This window comes from Pseudomonas sp. MOIL14HWK12:I1 (assembly GCF_000510705.1).
In the GTDB taxonomy this organism is placed as follows: domain Bacteria; phylum Pseudomonadota; class Gammaproteobacteria; order Pseudomonadales; family Pseudomonadaceae; genus Chryseomonas; species Chryseomonas oryzihabitans.
On the sequence record NZ_KI783307.1, the window covers coordinates 237,441 to 259,708 of the forward strand.

General features: G+C 65.8%; 23 protein-coding genes. 20 read left to right on the forward strand and 3 right to left on the reverse strand.

Annotation, left to right across the window (positions count from 1 at the left end):
• Positions 1-482 precede the first annotated feature (482 nt).
• A complete protein-coding gene (gene rne, locus PSEK12I1_RS0111040; RefSeq protein WP_177323748.1) occupies positions 483-3,755 on the reverse strand; it encodes a ribonuclease E in 3,273 nt (1,090 codons plus the stop codon).
• A gap of 705 nt (positions 3,756-4,460) precedes the next feature.
• On the opposite strand from rne, the gene rluC reads away from it, so the two are divergent.
• Genes rluC through sppA form a run of 3 tightly spaced genes read left to right on the forward strand, consistent with a single transcriptional unit; the run spans position 4,461 to position 7,078 of the window.
• Positions 4,461-5,414 (forward strand): 23S rRNA pseudouridine(955/2504/2580) synthase RluC, encoded by a 954-nt coding sequence (rluC, locus tag PSEK12I1_RS0111045; protein WP_027601554.1) that lies wholly within the window; start codon positions 4,461-4,463, stop codon positions 5,412-5,414.
• The gene (locus PSEK12I1_RS0111050; RefSeq protein WP_027601555.1) at positions 5,407-6,093 is read left to right on the forward strand and encodes an HAD-IIIA family hydrolase; all 687 of its coding nucleotides are present in this window, start codon (positions 5,407-5,409) and stop codon (positions 6,091-6,093) included. The genes rluC and PSEK12I1_RS0111050 overlap by 8 nt, the downstream gene beginning before the upstream one ends.
• Positions 6,086-7,078, forward strand: coding sequence for a signal peptide peptidase SppA (gene sppA / locus PSEK12I1_RS0111055; protein WP_027601556.1), 993 nt, complete (start codon positions 6,086-6,088; stop codon positions 7,076-7,078). The genes PSEK12I1_RS0111050 and sppA overlap by 8 nt, the downstream gene beginning before the upstream one ends.
• A gap of 18 nt (positions 7,079-7,096) precedes the next feature.
• On the opposite strand, the gene PSEK12I1_RS0111060 is transcribed toward sppA, so the two are convergent.
• A complete protein-coding gene (locus PSEK12I1_RS0111060) occupies positions 7,097-7,675 on the reverse strand; it encodes a nucleoside triphosphate pyrophosphatase (RefSeq protein WP_027601557.1) in 579 nt (192 codons plus the stop codon).
• Positions 7,676-7,774: 99 nt separating this feature from the next.
• On the opposite strand from PSEK12I1_RS0111060, the gene PSEK12I1_RS24345 reads away from it, so the two are divergent.
• From PSEK12I1_RS24345 to PSEK12I1_RS0111120, 13 genes are all read left to right on the forward strand, one after another.
• The gene (locus PSEK12I1_RS24345; RefSeq protein ID WP_027599034.1) at positions 7,775-8,302 is read left to right on the forward strand and encodes a YceD family protein; all 528 of its coding nucleotides are present in this window, start codon (positions 7,775-7,777) and stop codon (positions 8,300-8,302) included.
• Between the two features lie 10 nt (positions 8,303-8,312).
• On the forward strand, positions 8,313-8,495 hold the full coding sequence (gene rpmF / locus PSEK12I1_RS0111065) for a 50S ribosomal protein L32 (protein WP_007160601.1): 183 nt from the start codon (positions 8,313-8,315) through the stop codon (positions 8,493-8,495).
• Positions 8,496-8,501: 6 nt separating this feature from the next.
• Positions 8,502-9,491 carry a phosphate acyltransferase PlsX gene (gene plsX, locus PSEK12I1_RS23685; RefSeq protein ID WP_371099731.1) on the forward strand — a complete coding sequence of 330 codons (990 nt, stop codon included), beginning with the start codon at positions 8,502-8,504 and terminating at the stop codon, positions 9,489-9,491.
• 82 nt (positions 9,492-9,573) lie between these two features.
• Positions 9,574-10,509 (forward strand): ACP S-malonyltransferase, encoded by a 936-nt coding sequence (gene fabD / locus PSEK12I1_RS0111075; RefSeq protein ID WP_027601559.1) that lies wholly within the window; start codon positions 9,574-9,576, stop codon positions 10,507-10,509.
• 15 nt (positions 10,510-10,524) lie between these two features.
• Positions 10,525-11,268 (forward strand): 3-oxoacyl-ACP reductase FabG, encoded by a 744-nt coding sequence (gene fabG / locus PSEK12I1_RS0111080; RefSeq protein ID WP_007160598.1) that lies wholly within the window; start codon positions 10,525-10,527, stop codon positions 11,266-11,268.
• 167 nt (positions 11,269-11,435) lie between these two features.
• Positions 11,436-11,672 (forward strand): acyl carrier protein, encoded by a 237-nt coding sequence (acpP, locus tag PSEK12I1_RS0111085; RefSeq protein WP_007160597.1) that lies wholly within the window; start codon positions 11,436-11,438, stop codon positions 11,670-11,672.
• A gap of 137 nt (positions 11,673-11,809) precedes the next feature.
• The gene (gene fabF / locus PSEK12I1_RS0111090) at positions 11,810-13,054 is read left to right on the forward strand and encodes a beta-ketoacyl-ACP synthase II (RefSeq protein WP_007160596.1); all 1,245 of its coding nucleotides are present in this window, start codon (positions 11,810-11,812) and stop codon (positions 13,052-13,054) included.
• Positions 13,054-13,866, forward strand: coding sequence for an aminodeoxychorismate lyase (gene pabC / locus PSEK12I1_RS0111095; RefSeq protein ID WP_027601560.1), 813 nt, complete (start codon positions 13,054-13,056; stop codon positions 13,864-13,866). Before fabF ends, pabC begins: the two co-directional genes overlap by 1 nt.
• Before the next feature lie 3 nt (positions 13,867-13,869).
• Positions 13,870-14,928: an endolytic transglycosylase MltG gene (mltG, locus tag PSEK12I1_RS0111100; RefSeq protein ID WP_027601561.1), complete on the forward strand. Its 1,059-nt coding sequence runs from the start codon at positions 13,870-13,872 to the stop codon at positions 14,926-14,928.
• Positions 14,925-15,563 carry a dTMP kinase gene (tmk, locus tag PSEK12I1_RS0111105; RefSeq protein ID WP_027599029.1) on the forward strand — a complete coding sequence of 213 codons (639 nt, stop codon included), beginning with the start codon at positions 14,925-14,927 and terminating at the stop codon, positions 15,561-15,563. Before mltG ends, tmk begins: the two co-directional genes overlap by 4 nt.
• A complete protein-coding gene (locus tag PSEK12I1_RS0111110) occupies positions 15,556-16,539 on the forward strand; it encodes a DNA polymerase III subunit delta' (protein WP_027601562.1) in 984 nt (327 codons plus the stop codon). Before tmk ends, PSEK12I1_RS0111110 begins: the two co-directional genes overlap by 8 nt.
• A 39-nt stretch (positions 16,540-16,578) precedes the next feature.
• Positions 16,579-16,935, forward strand: a complete 357-nt coding sequence (locus PSEK12I1_RS0111115) for a PilZ domain-containing protein (protein ID WP_017641886.1) — start codon at positions 16,579-16,581, stop codon at positions 16,933-16,935.
• Positions 16,936-16,991: 56 nt separating this feature from the next.
• Positions 16,992-17,774: a TatD family hydrolase gene (locus PSEK12I1_RS0111120; protein WP_027601563.1), complete on the forward strand. Its 783-nt coding sequence runs from the start codon at positions 16,992-16,994 to the stop codon at positions 17,772-17,774.
• 216 nt (positions 17,775-17,990) lie between these two features.
• Here PSEK12I1_RS0111120 and PSEK12I1_RS0111125 read toward each other — a convergent pair whose 3' ends face one another.
• Entirely contained in the window at positions 17,991-19,121 is a 1,131-nt protein-coding gene (locus PSEK12I1_RS0111125; RefSeq protein ID WP_027601564.1) for an aminotransferase class V-fold PLP-dependent enzyme, read from the reverse strand.
• 171 nt (positions 19,122-19,292) lie between these two features.
• Between PSEK12I1_RS0111125 and PSEK12I1_RS0111130 the strand changes: the two genes are divergently transcribed.
• From PSEK12I1_RS0111130 to PSEK12I1_RS0111145, 4 genes are all read left to right on the forward strand, one after another.
• Positions 19,293-19,934, forward strand: a complete 642-nt coding sequence (locus PSEK12I1_RS0111130) for a TetR/AcrR family transcriptional regulator (protein WP_007160588.1) — start codon at positions 19,293-19,295, stop codon at positions 19,932-19,934.
• A 66-nt stretch (positions 19,935-20,000) separates the two neighbouring features.
• Positions 20,001-20,969, forward strand: a complete 969-nt coding sequence (locus PSEK12I1_RS0111135) for a GTP 3',8-cyclase MoaA (protein WP_027599025.1) — start codon at positions 20,001-20,003, stop codon at positions 20,967-20,969.
• Between the two features lie 87 nt (positions 20,970-21,056).
• Positions 21,057-21,671 (forward strand): DUF4823 domain-containing protein, encoded by a 615-nt coding sequence (locus PSEK12I1_RS0111140; RefSeq protein WP_115946467.1) that lies wholly within the window; start codon positions 21,057-21,059, stop codon positions 21,669-21,671.
• Positions 21,672-21,682: 11 nt separating this feature from the next.
• Positions 21,683-22,243, forward strand: coding sequence for a DUF1285 domain-containing protein (locus PSEK12I1_RS0111145; protein ID WP_027601565.1), 561 nt, complete (start codon positions 21,683-21,685; stop codon positions 22,241-22,243).
• Positions 22,244-22,268: the final 25 nt, after the last annotated feature.

Genomic DNA, 22,268 nt, shown 5'->3' on the forward strand with positions numbered 1-22,268 from the left:
ATCAGCCCATCTCCCCGTGTTGGGCTTCACTACTCTCAGCGCTAACCTGCGTCGATTCCCTTGGGTCCGTAGGTTGGGTTGAGGCAGCTTCACCGCCGAAGCCCAACAGTCAGGCCATCCTGTCCTTTGTTGAGCTTCGCCACGCTCAGCGCCAACCTACGTCGATTCCCTCGGGCACCGTAGGTTGGGTTGAGGTAACTCCACCGGCGAAGCCCAACAATCAGCCCATCTCCCCGTGTTGGGCTTCGCTACGCTCGGCGCCAACCTACGTCGATTCCCTGGGCCCGTAGATTGGGTTGCGGCAGCTCCACCGCCGAAGCCCAACCAGGCAGGCCTTTATCGCGGGCAGGGCTCCAGTGCGTAGAGGGCTAGCCTGTATCGATCTATCGGGACCGGCTCGTCACCCTCGGTGCGCCATGCCCACTCGAATTCGAGGCATAAAAAAGGGGCGCCTAGGCGCCCCTTTTCATGGCTGGCGGAGATCAGCCGGGATGATTTTCCCGCGACTCCTTGAGCTTGCGATCGAGTTCGGCCTGGGTGGCTTCATCCTCTTTCACCGCATCGGCCTTGGGAGCCTCTGCAGGGGTGTCGGCTTCGCCGGTCAGGGCGACGGTAGCCGCTTCTTCCTGCGCAGGGCTGGGCACGATTTCCACGGGCTCTTCCACCACGATCGGCGCCGATTCGGCTTCGGCTGCAGGCAGCTCTTCAGCGATCGGGGCCGGCTGGGCTTCGGGCGTCTGTTGCGGCTCGACGGTACCTACCGCCGCGGTGGCGAAGGTTTCCTCGGTTTCTGCAATGGCACCCAGGGCAGGGGCCTGAGCGTCCTGCTCGGCCTGCTTGGCGCGTGCCGCTTCGGCTTCACGTGCCAGGCGCTCGCGACGACGGCGCTCACGCGGATCGTTGGAGGCGCGACCGGCAGCCGATTCCGCAGCTTCGGTCTCGACCGGTGCCGCGGGAATGGGCGCGGTGGCCGTTACCGGAGCGGTCTGCTCGACCACCGGAGTGGTGATCTCGACTTCCTGGTGCGGCGCACGCTCGTCCTGCAGCTGGCTCACCTGGGGGGTGAGGATCTCCGGCTGGGCAGGGGCGTCCGCTGCGGGCTGCTCCATTGCAGCCTCCTGGGTGGCTTCGGTGGAGGCCGGGGTTTCGGCGGTGGCTGCCGACTCCTGCTGGCGAACGTCACGAACCTCTTCCTGGGTGGCAATGGCGGTCACGCTTTCGCTGACCACGACGGCGGTACCCAGGGCGACCGCGGCCGGTGCGACAGGGGTGTCGGTGGCTGCAGTACCTTGCTCTTCGTCTTCGATGAAGTTGCCGTTGGCATCACGCTGACGCTCGCGACGGTTGCTGCGACGACGCTGGCCGCGGGAACGGCGACGCGGACGCTCTTCGCCTTCTTCCAGCTCTTCGTTTCCTTCCAGCACCTCTTCTTCGTTCGGCTCTTCGGCGCTGGCCGCTTCCTGGCGCTCTTCGCGGGCCTTGCGTTCTTCGCGCGGCTGACGCTCTTCACGCGGCTTGCGCTCTTCACGCGGCTGACGCTCTTCGCGAGCCGGACGCTCTTCAGCGCTCACGCGCTCTTCGCGGGGTTGACGCTCCTCACGAGGTTGACGCTCTTCGCGGGGCGGACGCTCTTCACGCGGCTGGCGCTCTTCGCGAGTGGCACGCTCCTCGCGGGGCTGACGCTCTTCGCGCGGTTGACGCTCCTCGCGGGGCTGGCGTTCTTCGCGCGGTTGGCGCTCTTCGCGATTGGCGCGCTCTTCGCGGGGATGACGCTCCTCGCGAGCCGGGCGGTCTTCACGAGCCTGACGCTCTTCGCGCGGCTTGCGCTCTTCGCGGGCCGGGCGCTCGTTGCGCTCGCCACGATCGGCGCGCGGCTGGCGTTCTTCGCGCGGCTTGCGCTCGTCGTCACGGCGGCCTTCACGGCGGCGATTCTGCTGACGACCGTTGCGGCGCTCGTCCTGGCGACGCTGCTCGTCGCTGCTCTTGGGCGCTTCCGGAGTGGCAGCGGTCTTGTCGACCATGGGCTGCTCTTCGGTCTTGCCGGCGAACAGGCTGACCAGGGACTTCACCAGACCCTTGAACAGGTTCGGCTCGGCGGTGGTCTTGGCGGCAGGGGCAGCAGGAGCGACCACTTCGGCGGCGACCGGGGTGGGAGCCGGTGCGCGCTCGGGCGCCACCTTCACGGCCGCTTCCTGGCGCACCAGGGTGCGGGTGGAGCTGACCGGCTGCACCTCTTCGGCTTCGGTGTTGGCCATCTCGTAGCTGGACTGGCTGTTCAGCAGCTCGGGATTGTCGTCACGCAGACGCTGCACTTCGAAGTGCGGGGTCTCGATGTGATCGTCCGGCAGGATGATGATGCGCACGCGGGTGCGCAGCTCGATCTTGGTGATGCTGTTGCGCTTCTCGTTGAGCAGGAAGGACGCCACCTGGATGGGTACGTGGGCGCGCACCTCGGCGGTGCGATCCTTGAGGGCTTCTTCCTCGATCAGGCGCAGGATGGCCAGCGACAGGGATTCCACGTCGCGGATGATGCCCTGGCCGTTGCAACGGGGGCAGACGATGCCGCTGGTTTCGCGCAGGGAAGGGCGCAGGCGCTGGCGGGACATTTCCAGCAGGCCGAAGCGGGAGATGCGACCGATCTGCACGCGGGCGCGGTCGGCTTCCAGGGCTTCGCGGACGCGATCTTCCACGGCGCGCTGGTTCTTGACCGGGGTCATGTCGATGAAGTCGATGACGATCAGGCCGCCGATGTCGCGCAGACGCAGCTGACGGGCGATTTCCTCGGCCGCTTCCAGGTTGGTCTGCAGGGCGGTTTCTTCGATGTCGCCACCCTTGGTGGCGCGCGCCGAGTTGATGTCGATGGACACCAGGGCCTCGGTGGGATCGATAACGATGGAGCCGCCGGACGGCAGCTTCACTTCACGCTGGAAGGCGGTCTCGATCTGGCTTTCGATCTGGAAGCGATTGAACAGCGGGACACTGTCCTGATAGAGCTTGATCTTGCTGGCGTACTGCGGCATCACCTGACGGATGAAGCTCAGGGCTTCTTCCTGGGCTTCGACGCTGTCGACCAGGACCTCGCCGATGTCCTGACGCAGGTAGTCGCGGATGGCGCGGATGATGACGTTGCTTTCCTGATAGATCAGGAAGGGGCCCTTGCGCTCACCCGAGGCTTCGGTGATGGCGGACCAGAGTTGCAGCAGGTAATCGAGGTCCCACTGCAGTTCTTCGGTGCTGCGGCCCAGGCCGGCGGTGCGCACGATCAGGCCCATGTCGCCCGGGGCGTTCAGGCCGTTCAGGGCTTCGCGCAGTTCGTTGCGCTCTTCACCCTCGATGCGACGGGAGATGCCGCCGGCACGGGGATTGTTGGGCATCAGCACCAGGTAGCGACCGGCGAGGCTGATGAAGGTGGTCAGGGCGGCGCCCTTGTTGCCGCGCTCTTCCTTTTCGACCTGGACGACTACTTCCTGGCCTTCGGAGAGCACTTCCTTGATGTTGACGCGGCCTTCCGGGTTCTTCTTGAAGTATTCCCGGGAGATTTCCTTCAGCGGGAGGAAGCCGTGGCGATCGGCGCCGAAGTCGACGAAGGCGGCTTCCAGGCTGGGTTCGATGCGGGTGATGCGGCCTTTGTAGATGTTGGCCTTTTTCTGTTCGCGGGCTCCGGACTCGATGTCCAGGTCGAACAGCCGTTGACCGTCGACCAGGGCAACCCGCAATTCCTCGGGCTGGGTCGCGTTGATGAGCATTCTCTTCATGTAATACCACTACGTTCCGGGCTCTCGGCCCGCAGGGTGGCAACAGGATTCAAGAGAAGGGTGCACGGGGTCGTATCGAAGCCGGGCAAAGCCGGCCTTCGTGTCCAGCAGCAGGCCCTGGGGCGTGCCGCGACTACGTCTCCTGCAGGCGCTTGAGCGACTGCCGTTGCAGCTCCACAGGAGGAGGAATCAACCAGGCATGGTGCGGGCGTGACAGCCGAAAGGCTCGGGCAGCCGGGTCGTCGCGGGATTCGTGTCAGGTGTCGCTCGGTTGGAGCATCGGCCGTTGGCCTTGAGGCTTCCACCTGCGATCGTCACCTTGGCCGAAGCTGGGCGCGAAGCGGGCTGCAGGCGTACTGTCAGGCTACGCGATACGCTGGTTGTGCATCTCCATCCTGCACACAATCTTCAGGAATCAGGTGCCGCCCGCAAGGTCCGGAGCGGTTGTCGTTTTACAGCTGGCACCCTGGGTGCCGCTGCCTTGGTTACCAGGCGGATCGCAGATCGCCACTCACCCCCTTGGGCAGAGTCGGCGTTCTGCTGGACGGCCAGACGTCCAGTGACTATTGCATTTGCAGCCTATATTCGCGGGCGGAATCTACGGCCTCGCGAGCGGTGCCATCCAGACAGGACTGATAACCGCCTCCGGACTATAGCAGCAAGCTTTAAGTGCTTCAAATAAGGGAAAATTGCTATCATCTGCCGATGACTAAGCCTCCTTCTCCCAGCACCGGCGTTCAACTGCTCGACGTGCCCGCCGACTATGCCGGCCAGCGCATCGATAACTTCCTGCGTACCCACCTCAAGGGTGCGCCCAAGACCCTCATCTATCGCATCCTGCGCAAGGGCGAAGTACGGGTGAACAAGGGCCGCATCAAGCCCGACTACCGCCTGCAAGCCGGCGACCAGATCCGCGTACCGCCGCTGCGTCTGTCCGAGCCCGACGAGCCGGCACCCCTGGCCAGGGGCCTGCTCGAGCGCCTGGAAGATTCCATCGTCCACGAGGACAAGGCCCTCATCGTCATCAACAAGCCGGCCGGGATCGCGGTGCACGGCGGCAGTGGCCTGTCCGGTGGGGTCATCGAGGTCTTTCGCCAGCTGCGTCCCGACGCCCGCGACATCGAGCTGGTCCATCGTCTCGATCGGGATACCTCGGGCCTGCTGATGATTGCCAAGAAGCGCAGCATGCTGCGTTTCCTGCACGAGGCCCTGCGTGGCGACGGCGTCGACAAGCGCTATCACGCCCTGGTGCGCGGCCACTGGCCGGCGGCCAAGAAGAAGATCAGCGCGCCCCTGCTCAAGAACACCCTCAGATCCGGCGAGCGCATGGTCGAGGTCAGTGACGAAGGCAAGGAAGCGCTCACCGAATTCCGCGTGTTGCGGCGCTACGGCGAATTCGCCACCCTGGTCGAGGCGCGGCCGGTGACCGGGCGTACCCACCAGATCCGCGTCCATGCCCGCCACGCCGGACACGCCATCGCCGGCGATCCCAAGTACGGCGACGAAGACTTCTCCCAGGAGATTCGCGAGCTGGGCGGCAAGCGGCTGTTCCTGCACTCGGCGAGCCTGGTTATTCCGCTGCCCGAAGGCGGCGAGTTGCGCCTGGAAGCGCCGGTCGACAGCATCTGGAGTCAGACGCTGGAGCGTCTGGATGCCTGAATACCAGCTGCTGATCTTCGACTGGGACGGCACCCTGGCGGATTCCATCGGCCGGATCGTCGAGGTGATGCACGTGGCGGCCGAGCAGCTGGGCTTGCCACCGCGCAGCGATGTGGCCGTCAAGGGCATCATCGGCCTGGAGCTGGTCGCGGCCATCCAGACGCTCTATCCGCATCTGGTCACTCCGGCGCAGATCGAGGGCTTTCGCGATGCCTACAGCGCCGAATTCGTCCGTCGCGAACAGCAGGCGTCGCCTCTGTTTCCCGAGGTGCTGAGCGGGCTGCAGCGCTTTCGCGCCCAGGGTTACCAGCTGGCCGTGGCGACGGGTAAGAGCCGGCGCGGCCTGGCCCGTTCGCTGCAGCAGCATGGCCTGAGCGAGTTCTTCGACATCACCCGTTGCGCCGACGAGGCCGCCGGCAAGCCCGATCCGCAAATGGTCGAGGAGATTCTCGCCCATTGCCGTGTGGCGCCGGAGCGCGCCCTGCTGATCGGGGATGCGGTGTTCGACCTGGAAATGGCCCGCCGCGCCGGGGTCGCTGCGGTCGGGGTGGCCTATGGTGCCCAGCCGGCCGAGGTGCTGAGGGATTTCGGGCCGCGCCTGGTGATCGAAGCTTTCGCGGACCTGGCGCTATGGCTGGGTGACAACGTTGTGGTCAGGAGTGAGGTTGGGCATGGCTGACGAGTGGAAGGAAGACAACGGACGTACGCGTCCGGCGGACGACAAGACCTGGGCCCTGATCGAGAAGACCATGCTCGCCAGTGTGCGCGAGCAGCGGCGGGCGCGGCGCTGGGGCATCTTTTTCAAGCTGCTGACCTTCGCCTACCTGATCGTCATGCTGGTGCTGTTCACGCCCCTGCTGTCGCTGGGCAAGAAAGGTGGGGTGACCGAGTCCGGCGCCCATACCGCGCTCATCGAACTCAAGGGCGTGATCGCCGACGACGAGAAGGCCAGTGCCGACAATGTGGTCACGGCCCTGCGCAAGGCCTTCGACGACAGCAACACCCGTGGCGTGGTGCTGCGCATCAACAGTCCGGGCGGCAGTCCGGTGCAATCCGGCTACATCTATGACGAGATCAAGCGCCTGCGCGGTCTGCATCCGGATATCAAGCTGTATGCGGTGATCACCGACCTGGGGGCCTCCGGCGCCTACTATGTGGCCAGCGCGGCCGACGCCATCTATGCAGACAAGGCCAGTCTGGTCGGCTCCATCGGCGTGACGGCGGCTTCCTTCGGTTTCGTCGGCACCATGGAAAAGCTGGGTGTGGAGCGCCGGGTCTACACCTCGGGCGAACACAAGGCCTTCCTCGATCCCTTCCAGCCGCAAAAGCCGGAAGAGACCCGATTCTGGCAGCAGGTGCTGGATACCACCCATCAGCAGTTCATCGACAGCGTCAAGAAGGGGCGTGGCGACCGGCTCAAGGTCGAGGGTCATCCGGAGCTGTTCTCCGGGCTGGTCTGGTCCGGCGAGCAGGCGCTGTCCCTGGGGCTGATCGATGGCCTCGGCAGCGCCAGCTATGTGGCGCGCGATGTGGTCAAGGAAGAGCGCTTGGTCGACTACACCCAGGAAGACTCGCCCTTCGACCGTTTCGCCAAGCGCCTGGGCGCCAGTGTCGCCGAGCGCCTGGCGCTCTACATGGGCTGGCAGGGTCCGGCGCTGCGCTAGGGCGACAGCCTGCAGATCTCAAGGGACCTGCAGGCCAGCCTCCCGCAACAGTGCGGCGAGGCGGATGAGGGGGAGGCCGATCAGGCTGGTCGGGTCGTCCCCCTGCATGGCCTCGAACAAGGCGATGCCCAGGCCCTCGGCCTTGAAGCTGCCGGCGCAATCGTAGGGCTGTTCCGCCAGCAGGTAGCGGTCGATGGTCGCAGCCTCGAGCGGGCGAAAGCGCACCTGGAAATCCACCACCTCGCTGCGGCACTCCCCGGTGCGGCTGTCCAGCACGGCCAGTCCGGTATGGAACACCAGGGTGCGACCGCTGGCCCGGGCCAGTTGCTGCCGGGCTCGCTCATGGGTCAGGGGCTTGCCGAGAATCTCGCCGTCGATGGCGGTCGCCTGATCCGAGCCGATGATCAGGGTCGGCTCCGGCTGGTCGGCCAGGGCAGCGGCTTTGGCCCGGGCCAGGCGCTCCACCAGCGCCCTCGGGCTCTCGCCGGGCCACGGCGTTTCGTCGATGTCCGGCGATTGATGAGCGAAGGGCAGCTGGAGTCTTTCCAGCAATTGGCGGCGGTAAGGCGAGCTGGAAGCGAGTAGAATGAGAGGCATCAGTTTGTTCTCGGGCGAGATCGACCAGAGGTCGGTCGGAGTCGCTTCGGGGTTAATTTCCTTTGACAGCCGTAAGGCCGTCCCTATAATGGCGCGCTTATGTTGAATGGGCCAATTCCACCTCAGGTCGATCCTCGCAAATTGGCGGATCGCGGCGTAACCCTCAAGGGTGAGCTGCCTCTCGCGAACATGCGGCGTGTCGGCGAGCAGCTCGTGAAGTCCGAAGGCGCGGTAGCCGTCGTCCTCGACTTCGGGCGTGATCAACAGCGGCAGTTCGTCATCCACGGTGTCCTCGATACCGCGGTCGAGATGATCTGCCAGCGTTGTCTGGAGCCGGCAGTGCTTCCCATCCACAGCGAATTCGATTTCGCCGTGCTCTGGGAGGGGCAGTCGGCCGATGCCTTGCCACAGGGTTACGATGCCCTGGAGGTTGGCGAAGATCCGCTGGATCTGCATAGCCTGATCGAAGAAGAGCTGTTGCTCGCTCTGCCGATCATCCCTGTGCATCCGGAAGGGGATTGCCAGCATCCGGAAGGTTTCGAGGCGCCCGAAGAGCCGGCGGACGAGGAAAAGCGACCCAACCCGTTCAGTGTACTTGCGCAGTTGAAGCGTGACCCAAACGTTTAGGAGTTAAATCATGGCTGTTCAGCAGAACAAAAAATCCCGTTCCGCTCGCGACATGCGTCGTTCGCACGACGCCCTCGAAGCGAACGCTCTGTCCGTGGAAAAGAGCACCGGTGAAGTTCACCTGCGCCACCACGTGTCGCCCGACGGTTTCTACCGCGGTCGCAAAGTGATCGACAAGGGTTCCGACGAGTAATCCTCGATCGAAATCGTCATCGCGATCGATGCAATGGGCGGGGACTTCGGTCCCCGCTGCATTGTTCCTGCTTCATTCGACGCTCTCGAGCGTTTCCCCGCCTTACATCTTCTCCTCTGTGGTCAGCGCGACGCCCTGTCGGCCTGGTCACCGCCTGCCTCCCTCGCCAATCGCCTGCAGTTCGACTACGTCGATGCCCTTGTCGGGCCCGATGAACGCCCCGCTGCCGTGGTGCGCAGTCGTACCCGGACGTCCATGCATGCTGCGCTCGACGCGGTCCGACAGGGGCGTGCCCAGGGGTGTCTGAGCGCCGGCAATACCGGGGCCTGGATGGCGCTCGCGCGACAGCTGCTGGGAACGCTGCCGGACATCGATCGACCCGCGATGATGTCGGCGTTGCCTGGAAGGGGAGAGCACCAGACGCTGCTGCTCGATCTCGGCGCCAATCTCGACAGCTCTGCCGAACAGCTGGTGCAATTCGCCTATCTGGGGGCGGGTGCGGCCCAGGCGCGTGGCCTGGTGCGGCCAAGGGTCGCGCTACTCAATGTCGGGCGCGAACCGGGCAAGGGCACGCCCGTGATCCAGGAGGCGGCACGGCGCTTCGCCCAGAGTCAGGCCTTCGATTTCATCGGCTTCGTCGAGGGCAGCGATCTCTATGCCGCCGTCGCGGACGTGGTGGTCTGCGATGGCTTCACCGGCAATGCGGTGCTCAAGTCCGGCGAGGCGCTGCTGCGCCTGCTGGTCGAGCGCAGCGGCACGGCCTCCTGGCTCGAGCGTCAGTTGCTGCAGCCCTGGCTGGCCCGGCGTTTCCGCCACTGGGATCCGGAGCTGCGCAACGGCGCGAGCTTTCTCGGCCTGAATGCGGTGGTGGTGAAAAGCCATGGCGCGGCAGGCGAAGTCGGTCTCGTTCAGGCCATCGAGCGCGCCCTGCGCGACGTGGAGACTGATCTCCCCGGGCGGATCCGGTTAAACTTGGCGGCTCTGAAAGCGGTGTGACCGACTGGTCGACACCGACATCTCAGTCTGTCAGTGGCGGAACCGCGGTTTCGCCAGCAATGGACCTACAAGAGACCTGCCTATGTCTGCCTCTCTCGCTTTCGTCTTTCCCGGTCAGGGCTCCCAGGCCCTGGGCATGCTGGGTGAGCTGGCCACGCACCACGCACTGATCGGCGAAACCTTCGCCGAGGCCTCCGCCGTCCTCGGCTACGACCTCTGGGCGCTGACCCAGCAGGGCCCGCAGGAGTCGCTCAACCAGACCGACCGTACCCAGCCCGCCATCCTGACCGCCTCCATCGCGCTGTGGCGTCTGTGGCTGGCCGAGGGCGGCGCCAAGCCGGCCTATGTCGCCGGGCACAGCCTGGGCGAATACTCGGCACTGGTCGCCGCGGGCAGCCTGCCGTTCGCCGAGGCGGTACGCCTGGTGGCGCGCCGGGGTGAGCTGATGCAGCAGGCGGTGCCGGCCGGGCAGGGCGGCATGGCCGCCATCCTCGGTCTGGAAGACGCACAGGTGCTGGCCGCCTGTGCCGAAGCCGCCCAGGGCGAGGTCGTCAGCGCAGTCAACTTCAATGCTCTCGGTCAGGTGGTGATCGCCGGTGCCGCCGCGGCGGTGGAGCGCGCCATCGAGGCCTGCAAGGCCCTGGGCGCCAAGCGCGCCGTGGCCCTGCCGGTCAGCGTGCCTTCCCACTGCGAACTGATGCGCCCGGCGGCCGAGCGCTTCGCCGAGGACGTGCGTGGCTGCACCTGGAGCCAGCCGCAGATTCCGGTGGTGCAGAACGTCAATGCCGGCGTCAACACCGACCTGGACAGTCTCCAGCAGGATCTGCTGGCCCAGCTGTACAGCCCGGTGCGCTGGGTCGAATCCGTGCAGTACCTGGCAGCCCAGGGCGTCACCCACCTGGTGGAGTGCGGCCCCGGCAAGGTGCTGGCCGGTCTGAACAAGAGATGCGTCAAGGGCGTGGAAACGCTGGCCCTGGACACCCCCGACGCCTTCGCCGCCGCTCGCGCGGCTTTTTGAATCGAGGAAAACGAGATGAGTCTGCAAGGTAAGGTCGCCCTGGTCACGGGCGCTACCCGTGGTATCGGTCAAGCCATCGCCCTGGAACTGGGCCGGCTGGGCGCCACCGTGATCGGCACCGCGACCAGCGAGGCGGGCGCCCAGCGCATCGCCGAGTCGCTCAAGGCCAACGGCATCGAAGGCACCGGCCTGGTGCTCAATGTGTCCGACAACGCCTCCGTCGCGGCCGCCCTCGAGCAGGTCCAGACCCAGTTCGGCGCCCCGTCGATCCTGGTCAACAACGCCGGCATCACCCGCGACAACCTGATGCTGCGGATGAAGGACGATGAGTGGTTCGACGTGATCGATACCAACCTCAACAGCCTGTTCCGCCTGTCCAAGGCCGTGCTCAAGGGCATGACCAAGGGCCGCTGGGGTCGCATCGTCAGCATCGGCTCGGTGGTGGGTGCCATGGGCAACGCCGGCCAGGCCAACTATGCCGCCGCCAAGGCCGGCCTCGAGGGCTTCACCCGGGCACTGGCCCGCGAGGTGGGTTCGCGCAACATCACCGTCAACGCCGTGGCTCCGGGTTTCATCGACACCGACATGACCCGTGAACTGCCGGAAGCCCAGCGTACCGCGCTGCTGACCCAGATCCCGGCCGGTCGCCTCGGCCAGGCCGACGAGATCGCCAAGGTGGTTGGCTTCCTGGCGGGCGAGGGCGCGGCCTATGTGACCGGCGCCACGATCCCCGTCAACGGCGGAATGTACATGAGCTGACCGGCGTTACCCCCGCGCGGCTATTGCGCTAAGCTGGTAAACTGTCGGACCAGCAATGGCCGCGCATACGTCTTGATGTCGCGTCAGCTTGAAATACGGAAATCCCTTTCTATACACTTACGCGCAATCCGTTGTGCGGATTTTTCCTTTAGGAGTGAGAACACGGTATGAGCACCATCGAAGAACGCGTTAAGAAGATCGTCGCTGAGCAGCTCGGCGTGAAGGAAGAGGAAGTTACCAACAGCGCTTCCTTCGTCGAGGATCTGGGCGCCGACTCCCTTGACACCGTCGAACTGGTGATGGCTCTGGAAGAGGAATTCGAGACCGAAATCCCGGACGAGCAGGCTGAGAAGATCACCACCGTCCAGGAAGCTATCGACTACATCGTTGCTCACCAGCAATAAGTAGTCGCCAGTTTCGGACACAAGAAGCCGCACGTCCTGTAGGGCGTGCGGCTTTTCTTTAGGTCCAAGGTCAAGATCGATGGAATCGGCTTTTTTTAAGAGGGGTGGCCGCCCCGGAAGGACAAGAGGAGTTGGGTGTGTCGCGTAGACGTGTCGTGATCACGGGTATGGGCATGGTATCGCCGCTTGGCGCCGATGTGGCGAGCAGCTGGGAAGGCATCCTGGCCGGTCGCAGCGGTATCGCGCCGATCGAGCATATGGACGTCTCTGCCTTCAGCACGCGGATCGGCGGATCGGTCAAGGGATTCGACGTGGAGCAGTACCTGTCCGCGAAGGAAGCCCGCAAGCTGGATCTGTTCATCCAATACGGTCTCGCTGCCAGCTTCCAGGCCATGCGTGACAGCGGTCTCGAGATCAACGATGGCAATCGCGAGCGCGTGGGTGTCGCCATGGGTTCCGGCATCGGTGGACTGACCAATATCGAGGCGAATTGCCAGTCGCTGCTCGCCCAGGGTCCACGCCGTATTTCCCCCTTTTTCGTACCGGGCTCCATCATCAACATGGTGTCCGGCTTCCTGTCGATCCATCTGGGTCTGCAGGGTCCCAACTATGCCATCGCCACCGCCTGTACCACGGCGACGCACTGCATCGGCATGGCGGCGCGCAACATCGCCTACGGTGAGGCCGACGCCATGGTCGCCGGCGGTTCGGAGATGGCGACCTCGGGTCTGGGTCTGGGCGGCTTCGGCGCGGCGCGTGCCCTGTCGACCCGCAATGACGATCCGACCCGTGCCAGCCGTCCCTGGGATCGCGACCGTGACGGCTTCGTGCTGTCCGATGGGGCCGGCGCCCTGGTGCTGGAAGAGTACGAGCACGCCAAGGCGCGGGGCGCCCGCATTTATGCCGAGCTGATCGGTTTCGGGATGAGCGCTGACGCCTTCCACATGACCGCCCCGCCGGAAGACGGCGCGGGTGCCGCGCGCTGCATGAAGGCGACCCTTAAGGACGCCGGTATCGCGCCGGAAGCGGTCGATTACGTCAATGCCCATGGCACCTCCACGCCGGCCGGCGACCTGGCCGAAGTGGCGGCCCTGAAGCAGGTGTTCGGCGAGCAGGCCAAGCGCCTGAGCGTGAGTTCGACCAAGTCCATGACTGGTCACCTGCTGGGTGCCGCCGGCGCGGTGGAGGCCATCTTCACGGTGCTCGCCCTGCGCGATCAGGTGGCGCCGCCCACCATCAATCTGGACAATCCCAGCGACGGCTGCGATCTGGACTTCGTGCCCCACGAGGCGCGGCAGCGGCCCATCGAAGTGGCCCTGTCCAACTCGTTCGGCTTTGGTGGCACCAACGGCAGTCTGGTGTTCCGGCGCTTCGACGCTTGATCCAGGACTGGCTCAATGGCCAACCGCTGGATCCCGGTCTGCAACGCGACCGGGGTCTGGCCTATGGCGATGGGCTGTTCGAGACCATCGCGGTTCGCCGGGGCCAGCCACGTCTGCTGGACCGTCATCTGCAGCGGCTGGCCACTGGTTGCCAGCGACTGCGCCTTCCCTGCGATGTCGCTCAGCTGGACACCGAGATCCGCGCCTATGCGGCGCTGCTGGGAGAGGGCGTCGCCAAGCTGCTGCTCACCCGCGGTGACGGCCTGCGCGGGTATGCCCCGCCCGCCGAGCCTGAGGTGCGGCGCCTGTTGCTGGGCTCTCCCGTCCCGGCCTATCCGGCGGCCCATGCCACCGAGGGCATCGACCTCTATCCCTGCACCACCCGCCTGGCCCGTCAGCCGTTGCTGGCCGGGCTCAAGCACCTGAATCGACTCGAGCAGGTCCTGGCGCGGGGGGAGTGGAATGACAGCCGCTATGCCGAAGGCCTGATGCTGGATCAGGACGGCAGGCCGATCGAGGGCGTATTCAGCAATCTGTTCCTGGTCCGCGCCGGGCGGCTGCTGACCCCCGCGCTGGACGGCTGTGGCGTGGCCGGCGTGCTGCGCGGTCTGCTGCTCGATGTCGCTGCCCGGGAAGGCATCCAGGCCGAGGTCCTGCCGCTGGCGCTGGACGATCTGCTGGCGGCCGACGAAGTTTTCCTCTGCAACAGCCAGTACGGTATCTGGCCCGTGCGCCGGTACGCAGCCGCGAACTGGTCCGTGGGGCCGGTGACCCGTAAACTGCAAGGTTCGATAAACGAGATTCTGGAATAGCCGATGCGCAAGGCGAGAGCTCTGCTTACGGCGCTGCTGGCCGCTGGCGGCCTGCTGCTGGTCCTGGCCGGTTGGCGCCAGCACCAGGCGCTGACTCAGCCGCTGAAGGTCGACGGCGAGCAACTGATCGAGATCCCCAAGGGCGCGACCCCGGGCGGCAGCCTGCTGCGCCTGGAAGAGCAGGGCGTGCTCGACGGCGCCTTCTGGCTGCGCCTTTACTGGCGCTTCAATCTGGCCGGGCAGACGCTGCACAGCGGTGAATACCGCCTGACCCCCGGCATGACGGTGGAGCAGTTGTTCAGCCTCTGGCGCAAGGGCGACGTGGTGCAGTACGGCCTCACCCTGGTGGAAGGCTGGAATGTCCGTCAGGTACGCGCCGCCCTGGCGCGGCAGCCCAAGCTCGAGCATGACACCGCCGAGCTGGACGATGCCGCTCTGATGAAGCGCCTGGGCCTGGACGGCCAGCACCCCGAGGGGCGTTTTTTTCCCGATACCTATCGCTATGTGAAGGGCCAGCGCGAATCCGATCTGTTGCGCCAGGCCAACCAGCGCCTGCAGGCCGTGCTCGATCAGGAGTGGGAGGCACGCGATCCCGCGGTGCCCTACAAGGACGCCTACCAGGCGCTGATCATGGCTTCGCTGGTGGAGAAGGAGACCGGCGTGCCCGAGGAGCGCGACGAGATCGCCGGGGTCTTCGTGCGTCGCCTGGCGGCCGGCATGCTGCTGCAGACCGATCCCACGGTGATCTACGGCATGGGCGAGCGTTACAACGGCCGCATCACCCGCGCCGATCTGCGCGAGCCCTCGCCCTACAACACCTATCTCAACGCGGGACTACCGCCGACGCCGATCGCCATGCCCGGTCGCGAGGCCATCCATGCGGCGCTGCATCCCAAGGACGGCGACAGCCTGTACTTCGTCGCCCGTGGCGACGGCAGCCATGTCTTTTCCAAGGACCTGGAGGCGCACAATCAGGCGGTTCGCGACTTCCAGCTCAAGCGGCGCTCCGACTACCGCTCCAGTCCCGCTCCGCAGACGCCCGACAGCAAGGAAACCCCATGACGGCAAACGGCCTGTTCATCACCCTCGAAGGCCCCGAGGGCGCGGGCAAGAGCACCAACCGCGACTATCTCGCCGAACTCCTCGGCAGCGGTGGGCGCGAGGTGGTGCTGACCCGTGAGCCGGGCGGCACGCCACTGGCCGAGCGCATCCGCGAGATCCTGCTGGCGCCGGCCGCCGAGCCCATGGCGGTGGATACCGAATTGCTGCTGATGTTCGCCGCCCGCGCCCAGCACCTGGCCCAGGTCGTCCGGCCCGCCCTGGCGCGCGGGGCCCTGGTGCTCTGCGATCGTTTCGTCGATGCGACCTATGCCTATCAGGGCGGCGGCCGCGGTGTGCCCGTGGAACGCATCGCCACCCTGGAAGCCTTCGTGCTGGGCGACCTGCAACCCGACCTGACCCTGGTCTTCGACCTGCCGGTGGAGATCGGCCTGGCGCGGGCAGCCCGGCGCGGCGCCCTGGATCGTTTCGAACAGGAGCAGCGCGCCTTCTTCGAGGCGGTGCGCCAGACCTACCTGGACCGTGCCCAGGCCGTGCCGGCGCGCTATCGCCTGATCGATGCCTCGCGCAGTCTGGCCGAGGTGCAGGCGGAGCTGCGCGCCCTGGTCGCCACCCTGGAGCCGACGCCAGGTGGCTGACGTCTATCCCTGGCAGGAGGAACTCTGGGCGCGGATCTGGCCCCGGCGACAGCATCCCCATGCCTATCTGCTGCATGGCCCGCGCGGCATCGGCAAGCGCGACCTGGCCGAGCGCCTGGCCGCGCTGCTGCTGTGCCAGGCGCCCCAGGGCGCTGCCGCCTGCGGCCAGTGCAAGGCCTGCGCCCTGCTCAGGGCGGGGACCCATCCCGATTACTGCGTGATCCAGCCGGAAGAGGCCGAAAAGCCCATTCGCGTCGATCAGATCCGCGGCCTGGTGGACTTCGTCTCCCAGACCGCCCAGCTGGGCGGGCGCAAGCTGATCCTGCTGGAGCCGGTCGAGGCGATGAACCTCAATGCCGCCAACGCCCTGCTCAAGAGCCTGGAAGAGCCCTCGGGCGCTACCGTGCTGCTGCTGGTGAGCCACCAGCCGAGTCGCCTGCTGCCCACCGTGCGCAGTCGCTGCGTGCAACAGGCCTGTCCGGTGCCCTCGCGGGCCGAAAGTCTCGCCTGGCTGGGCGAGCGTCTGCCGGACCTCGAGGCGGAGGTCCGTACCCAGTTGCTGGTGCTGGCCGGCGGCTCGCCGCTGGCGGCCCTGCGTCTGCATGGCGAGGACGTGCTGGCCCGCCGGGCCCTAGTGGTGGAGGGGGTCAAGCGCCTGCTCAAGCGCCAGGCGGCGCCCAGTCAGCTGGCCGAGAGCTGGAATGCCGTGCCCCTGCCGCTGCTGCTCGACTGGTTCTGCGAATGGACCCATGGTGTCCTGCGCCAGCAGTGGGGTGGCGCCGATGCCGAGGCTGCGCCGGACATGGCCAAGGTGCTGGGTTATCTGGCGGAGAAGAGCGCGCCGCACGAGGTGCTGGCCCTACAGGAATGGCTGCATGCCGAGCGGCAGAAGGTGCTGGGCAAAGCCAACCTCAACCGCGTATTGTTGCTGGAATCGCTGTTGATCCGCTGGGCCGGTCTGGTGCCCGGACGCTAGCGATCCGCGCGTCCGTCTTGCCTGTGTCGAGAGAATCTCATGAGTTTGCCGCAGAACCTGGGCCCCCGTAATGGCATCCTGTCCCTCACCATCAAGGACAAGTCGGTGCTCTACGCCGCCTACATGCCCTTCATCCGCAACGGTGGCCTGTTCATCCCGACCGGCAAGACCTACAAGCTCGGCGACGAGGTCTTCATGCTGCTCAACCTGATGGACGAGCCGGACAAGATCCCGGTCGCTGGCAAGGTGGTCTGGATCACGCCCAAGGGCGCCCAGGGCAACAGAGCCGCCGGGGTCGGCGTGCAGTTCAACGAAGGCGACAACACCGCGCGCAACAAGATCGAAACCTATCTGGCCGGCTCTCTGAAGTCGGACCGTCCCACCCATACCATGTGACGCCTGCGCCGTCCCGCTCGGGGCGGGGCGTCGCTGCTGATTCAAGGCTATTTCCCGTGCACTTCGTCGACTCCCACTGTCACCTGGATCGACTCGATCTTTCCCTTCATGACGGCTCCCTGGATGCAGCGCTCGATGCCGCGCGCGCCCGGGGTGTCAGCCAGTTCCTCTGCATCGGCGTCGATGCCGGCAATGCCCCCACGGTGCAGGCCCTGGCCGAACGCTATGCCGACGTCCACTGCGCCGTGGGCATCCATCCGCTGGATGCCGCCCAGGGCAGCGCCATCGATCTCGACTGGCTGCTGGCGCGGCTGGCCCATCCGCGCGTCGCCGCCATCGGCGAGACCGGCCTCGACTATCACTACCAGCCCGACACCGCCGAGATCCAGCAGCGCTCCTTCGCCCTGCACCTCGAGGCGGCTCGGCGCACGGGGCTGCCGCTGGTGATCCACACCCGCGAGGCGCGCGCCGATACCCTGGCCATGCTGGGGGCCGCCGACCTGCCGGGCGCCGGGGTGCTGCACTGCTTCACCGAGGACTGGGCAACGGCCAAGGCGGCGCTGGATCTGGGCTTCTACATCTCCTTTTCCGGCATCCTGACCTTCCGCAATGCCGCCGATCTGCGCGACGTCGCGCGCCAGGTACCGGCCGATCGCCTGCTGGTGGAAACCGATTCGCCCTATCTGGCGCCGGTGCCCCACCGCGGCAAGGCCAACCTGCCGCAATTCGTGGTCGAGGTCGCCCAGTGCCTGGCCGAGGTGCGCGGGGTGACCCTGGAAACTCTCGCCGAGCAGACCACCGCCAACTTTCGCCGGCTGTTTCCCCGCGCCACCCTGTAGGCAAAAAAATGGCCCGGGTATCCTGGGATACCCGGGCCGGACCAGCGGTTCGCCCAGACGGAGAGCCGCCTCCCTGGCCCGCGCCGCGGGGGTCGACGCGGCCAGTCACTTGAGTATTGGCCAGCTCGGGGAAAGGTCCAGTCGGGATTGGACGTTTTTTAAACAGTTTTGGAATAGCGCCGTCCCGACACTGGCTATCTCGGGCCTTTCAGGCCACTAGAAGCGTGCCAGCGCCCCGATCAGATCCAGTGTCTGCTCCAGCACGTGCTCGCTGGTATAGAAATGCGGCGACAGGCGGATGCCCGGACCGCGTTGGGCGCAGACCACGTCGGCGGTCTTGAGTCGCTCGAACAGCTGGCGATTGTCCCAGCCCTCGAGCGAGAAGGTGAGGATGCCCGAGCGGCGCTCGGCAGCGACCGGTGAATGCAGGACAGCACCGGGGAGACCGCGGATATGGCTGTCGAGCAGCTCGATCCGTGCCAGCAGGTCTTTGCCCACCTGTTCCATGCCGGCATCTTCCAGCAGCGACAGACTCGCCTCCAGGGCCACCGCGCCAAGCATGTTCGGGCTGCCGCACTCGAAGCGCATCGCCGTTTTGGCCGGTTGCCATTCACGCTGGCTGTAGTCGCCGGCGTTGTCCAGCATGTGCCAGCCGTATTCGTGCAGCTTCAGCTGCTCGCGCAGATCGGCGCGGCAATAGAACACCCCCAGGCCTTCCGGGCCGAGCATCCACTTGTGGCCGTCGGCCATGGCGAAGGCGCAGTTGCAGGCCTGGGCATCGAAGGGCAGGGCGCCCAGCTGCTGGATGGCATCGACGCACAGCAGCACGCCCTTGGCGTCGCAGCCCTGGCCCAGCTGGGGCAGGTCCAGGCGCAGGCCGCTGGCGTACTGCACGGCGCTGATGGCCATCAGGCGGGTGCGCGGACCGCAGGCGGCCAACAGATTGGCCTCGGGGGTGTCACCCAGGCTGACTTCCACCACCTCGACGCCAAAGCGCGCCAGGGCTTCCCAGACCACCCGGTTGGAGGGGAACTCCTCATCGCTGATCACCACCTGGTCGCCGCTCTGCCAGTCGAGGCCGAAGGCGACGAAGGAGAGAGCCTCGGAGGTGTTCTTCACCAGGGCGATGTCGCTGCTGGACGGCGCATTGAGCAGGCGGGTCAGGCGCTCGCGCAGGCGCTGCTCCATGATCAGCCAGGTCGGATAGTTGCGCGCACCGTACTGGCAGTTTTCGGCGGCGAATTCGGTGACGGCCTGCGCGGCGCGCTTGGGCCACGGGGCCACGGCCGCGTGGTTGAGGTATCTCATGGCGTAGGCCTGAGGGAATTCGTGCTTCCAGGAAGACATTGACTCGATCCGTACAATCTGGGTGTGATGGGGCATAATAAGGGGCGCGCCCGCGCGGTTCACCGATGCTTTCGGTGCAGCTCGCCCAAGGTGTGACGAAGTGCCGGTATGCCGAGGGGTGACTGGCGATTCGAAGGCCCTATCCCTTTTCAAAACAACAAGTGGGCTGCCATGCAGAAAGAATCCCGCAAAGTCCGCGAGTTCCGTCGCCGCGAACAGGAAATCCTCGATACCGCCCTGCAGCTGTTTCTCTCCGAAGGAGAAGACAGCGTCACCGTCGAGATGATCGCCGAGGCGGTCGGTATCGGCAAAGGCACCATCTACAAGCACTTCAATTCCAAGGCCGAGATCTATCTGCGGCTGATGCTGGATTACGAACGGGACCTGGCCGAGCTGTTCCAGTCGGACAACGTTGCCCGCGACCGCGAAGCGCTCTCCCGCGCCTATTTCGAATTCCGCATGAGCGATCCGCAGCGCTACCGCCTGTTCGATCGCCTCGAGGAGAAGGTGGTCAAGACGCGGCAGGTGCCCGAACTGGTCGAGCAGCTGCACAGCATCCGCACCTCCAACTTCCAGCGGCTGACCAGTCTGATCGAAGGCCGCATCGACGAAGGCAAGCTCGAGGACGTGCCGCCCTATTTCCACTACTGCGCCGCCTGGGCGCTGGTGCACGGGGCCGTGGCCCTTTACCATTCGCCGTTCTGGCGCGACGTGCTGGAGGATCAGGAAGGCTTCTTCCAGTTCCTCATGGAGATCGGCGTTCGCATGGGCAACCGACGCAAGCGAGACGTCGAAACGCCTGTCCGATCCTAGGGTCCGATAGAGGCGAGGGATGCCGCGCCATCCCTTTTCTCTTGTCCCACTGGAGTAACCCCCAAGATGATCGTTGACCGCCAGGGTAGGGCGTTTCGCAACTTGCGGATCAGCCTCACGGCGGCCTGCAACTATGCCTGTACGTACTGCGTGCCTAACGGCAAGCGGCTCGTGGCTGCGCAGGACGAACTCAGTGCCGAAACCATGGCACGGGGCGTGGAATACCTCATCGATGCCGCCGGTATCGAACGGCTGCGCATCACCGGGGGCGAACCCCTGGTCACGCCGCGGCTGGAACCCTTTCTCGCCCGCGTTTCCCAGCTCGGTCTCAAGGACATCAGCCTGACCACCAATGGTCAGCTGCTGCCGCGCAAGCTGGATTTCCTCATCGACCACGGCATCCGCCGGCTCAACGTCTCCCTGGATACCCTCGATGCCGAGGCCTTTCCGCGTCTGGCGCGGGGGGGCGATCTGGCCACGGTGCTGGCCGGACTCGAAGCGGCCCGTGCGGCCGGTCTCAAGATCAAGCTCAATATGGTGCCCCTGCGTGGCCAGAATCTCGATCAGGTGCTGCCGTTGCTGGACTACTGCCTGGAGCGCGGTTTCGAACTCAGATTCATTGAGCTGATGCGCATGGGCCACCTGGCGAAGGATCCGGTCGCGTTCAACAACCAGTTGGTCTCCCTGGCCGAGTTGCTGGAGATCATCGGCTCGCGCCATGCCTATGTGCAGGCCGATGCGCCGGTGGACTCCACGGCGCTGCGCTACCGCGTCGAGTCGGGTGGGCATTTCGGCGTCATCGCCAATGAAAGCGTGCCCTTCTGCCGGACCTGCTCGCGACTGCGGCTGTCGTCCACGGGCTGGCTGCACGGCTGCCTGTCGTCGAGCAACCGCCACTATGTCGGCGATCTCTTGGACAAGCCGCGGCACCTGGCGCTGCCGGCGTTGCAGCGGCTGCTGGTCAAGGCGCTGGGCGACAAGCAGGACGTGGCCTTCTCGGGGGGCGTGACGGTCATGAAGATCATCGGCGGCTGATCTACCCGCGGCGCCTCAAGCTGGCGCGAAAGCTGCTAAGGCCCCTGTATCGACGGCAATTTGGCGCCGGACAGGGGTCTGCTTTCTATGGTCACACTGCGTTTTCTGTTCATTTCCGTGCTGCTGGCCGCTCTGGGTGGCTGCATGAACGTCAGCGACATGGCGTCCGGGGTCGAGTACCACCTGCGCGACGCGGGTCTGCTCGACTACAGCAAGACCCAGCGGCTGAACAACTTTCGGCTGCAGGCCGACTCCTACATCTACATAGCCCAGGGCGCCTTCGTGCCCCTCGGCCATCCCTATGCCCGCCCGAACGTGGTGGCGGAAGAGGCCTTCAAGGGCTTCGTGGAGTATTTCCCCCGGGTGCGTCGGGCGGACAAGCCGGAGGGCTTCGACGAGGCCATGGCCAAGGCCCGCCAGCTTGGGGCCCATTATGTGCTCTACACCCGCTTCGCCGGTGCGGACGATCGCATCGGGACTTGGGAAGAGTGGGAAGACCAGGACGACATCGGCCGGGTAGGGCGCGATCGCAGCGTCGTGCAGATGATGCTGGTGGAGGTCGCCACCTTCCGCCTGGTGGACACGGCGCGGATCCGCAGTCGTGGCGGCTTCCTGACGTTCTATGACGAGCGTCCGGAAGACCTGCTCGGACCGGCGCTCAACCAATACGCTCAACGCCTGCTGGGGTTGGGCAGCCGCTAGAGGAGAAGGAAGTGAGCCAGGTCGATGTAACGCGCAACCTGCAGGCGCAGTTGCCAGCTGCAGAAGAGGGCCGGCTGCCGCCCGTGGAGCTCTGGCATCCGCCCTTCTGCGGCGACATCGACATGCGCATCGCCCGGGACGGCACCTGGTATCACCAGGGCACCCCCATCACCCGACCGGCCATGGTGCGGCTGTTTTCCACCATCCTGCGCCGCGATCCCGAGCGCTTCGTACTGGTGACGCCAGTGGAATGCGTGGGCATCCAGGTGGAAGACGCACCCTTTCTGGCCGTGGACGTCGAATGGCGTGGCAGTGGCCAGGAGCAGACCCTGGATCTGGTTACGAACGTGGGCGACAGGGTCGCCGTCGATGCCGAACATCCATTGCGCTTCGAGGAGCAGGATGACCAGCCGGCACCCTATGTGCGCGTGCGTGGCGGTCTGGAGGCGCGGCTCAATCGGGCGGTGTTCTACCGGCTGATGGAGAGGGTCGAGGAGAGTGATCACGAGGGCCGTTCCTGGCTCGGTCTCTGGAGCCGTGGCAGCTTCTTTCCCGTAGCGCCCGCTGAATGAAGAAAGGGCCCCTCGGGGCCCTTTT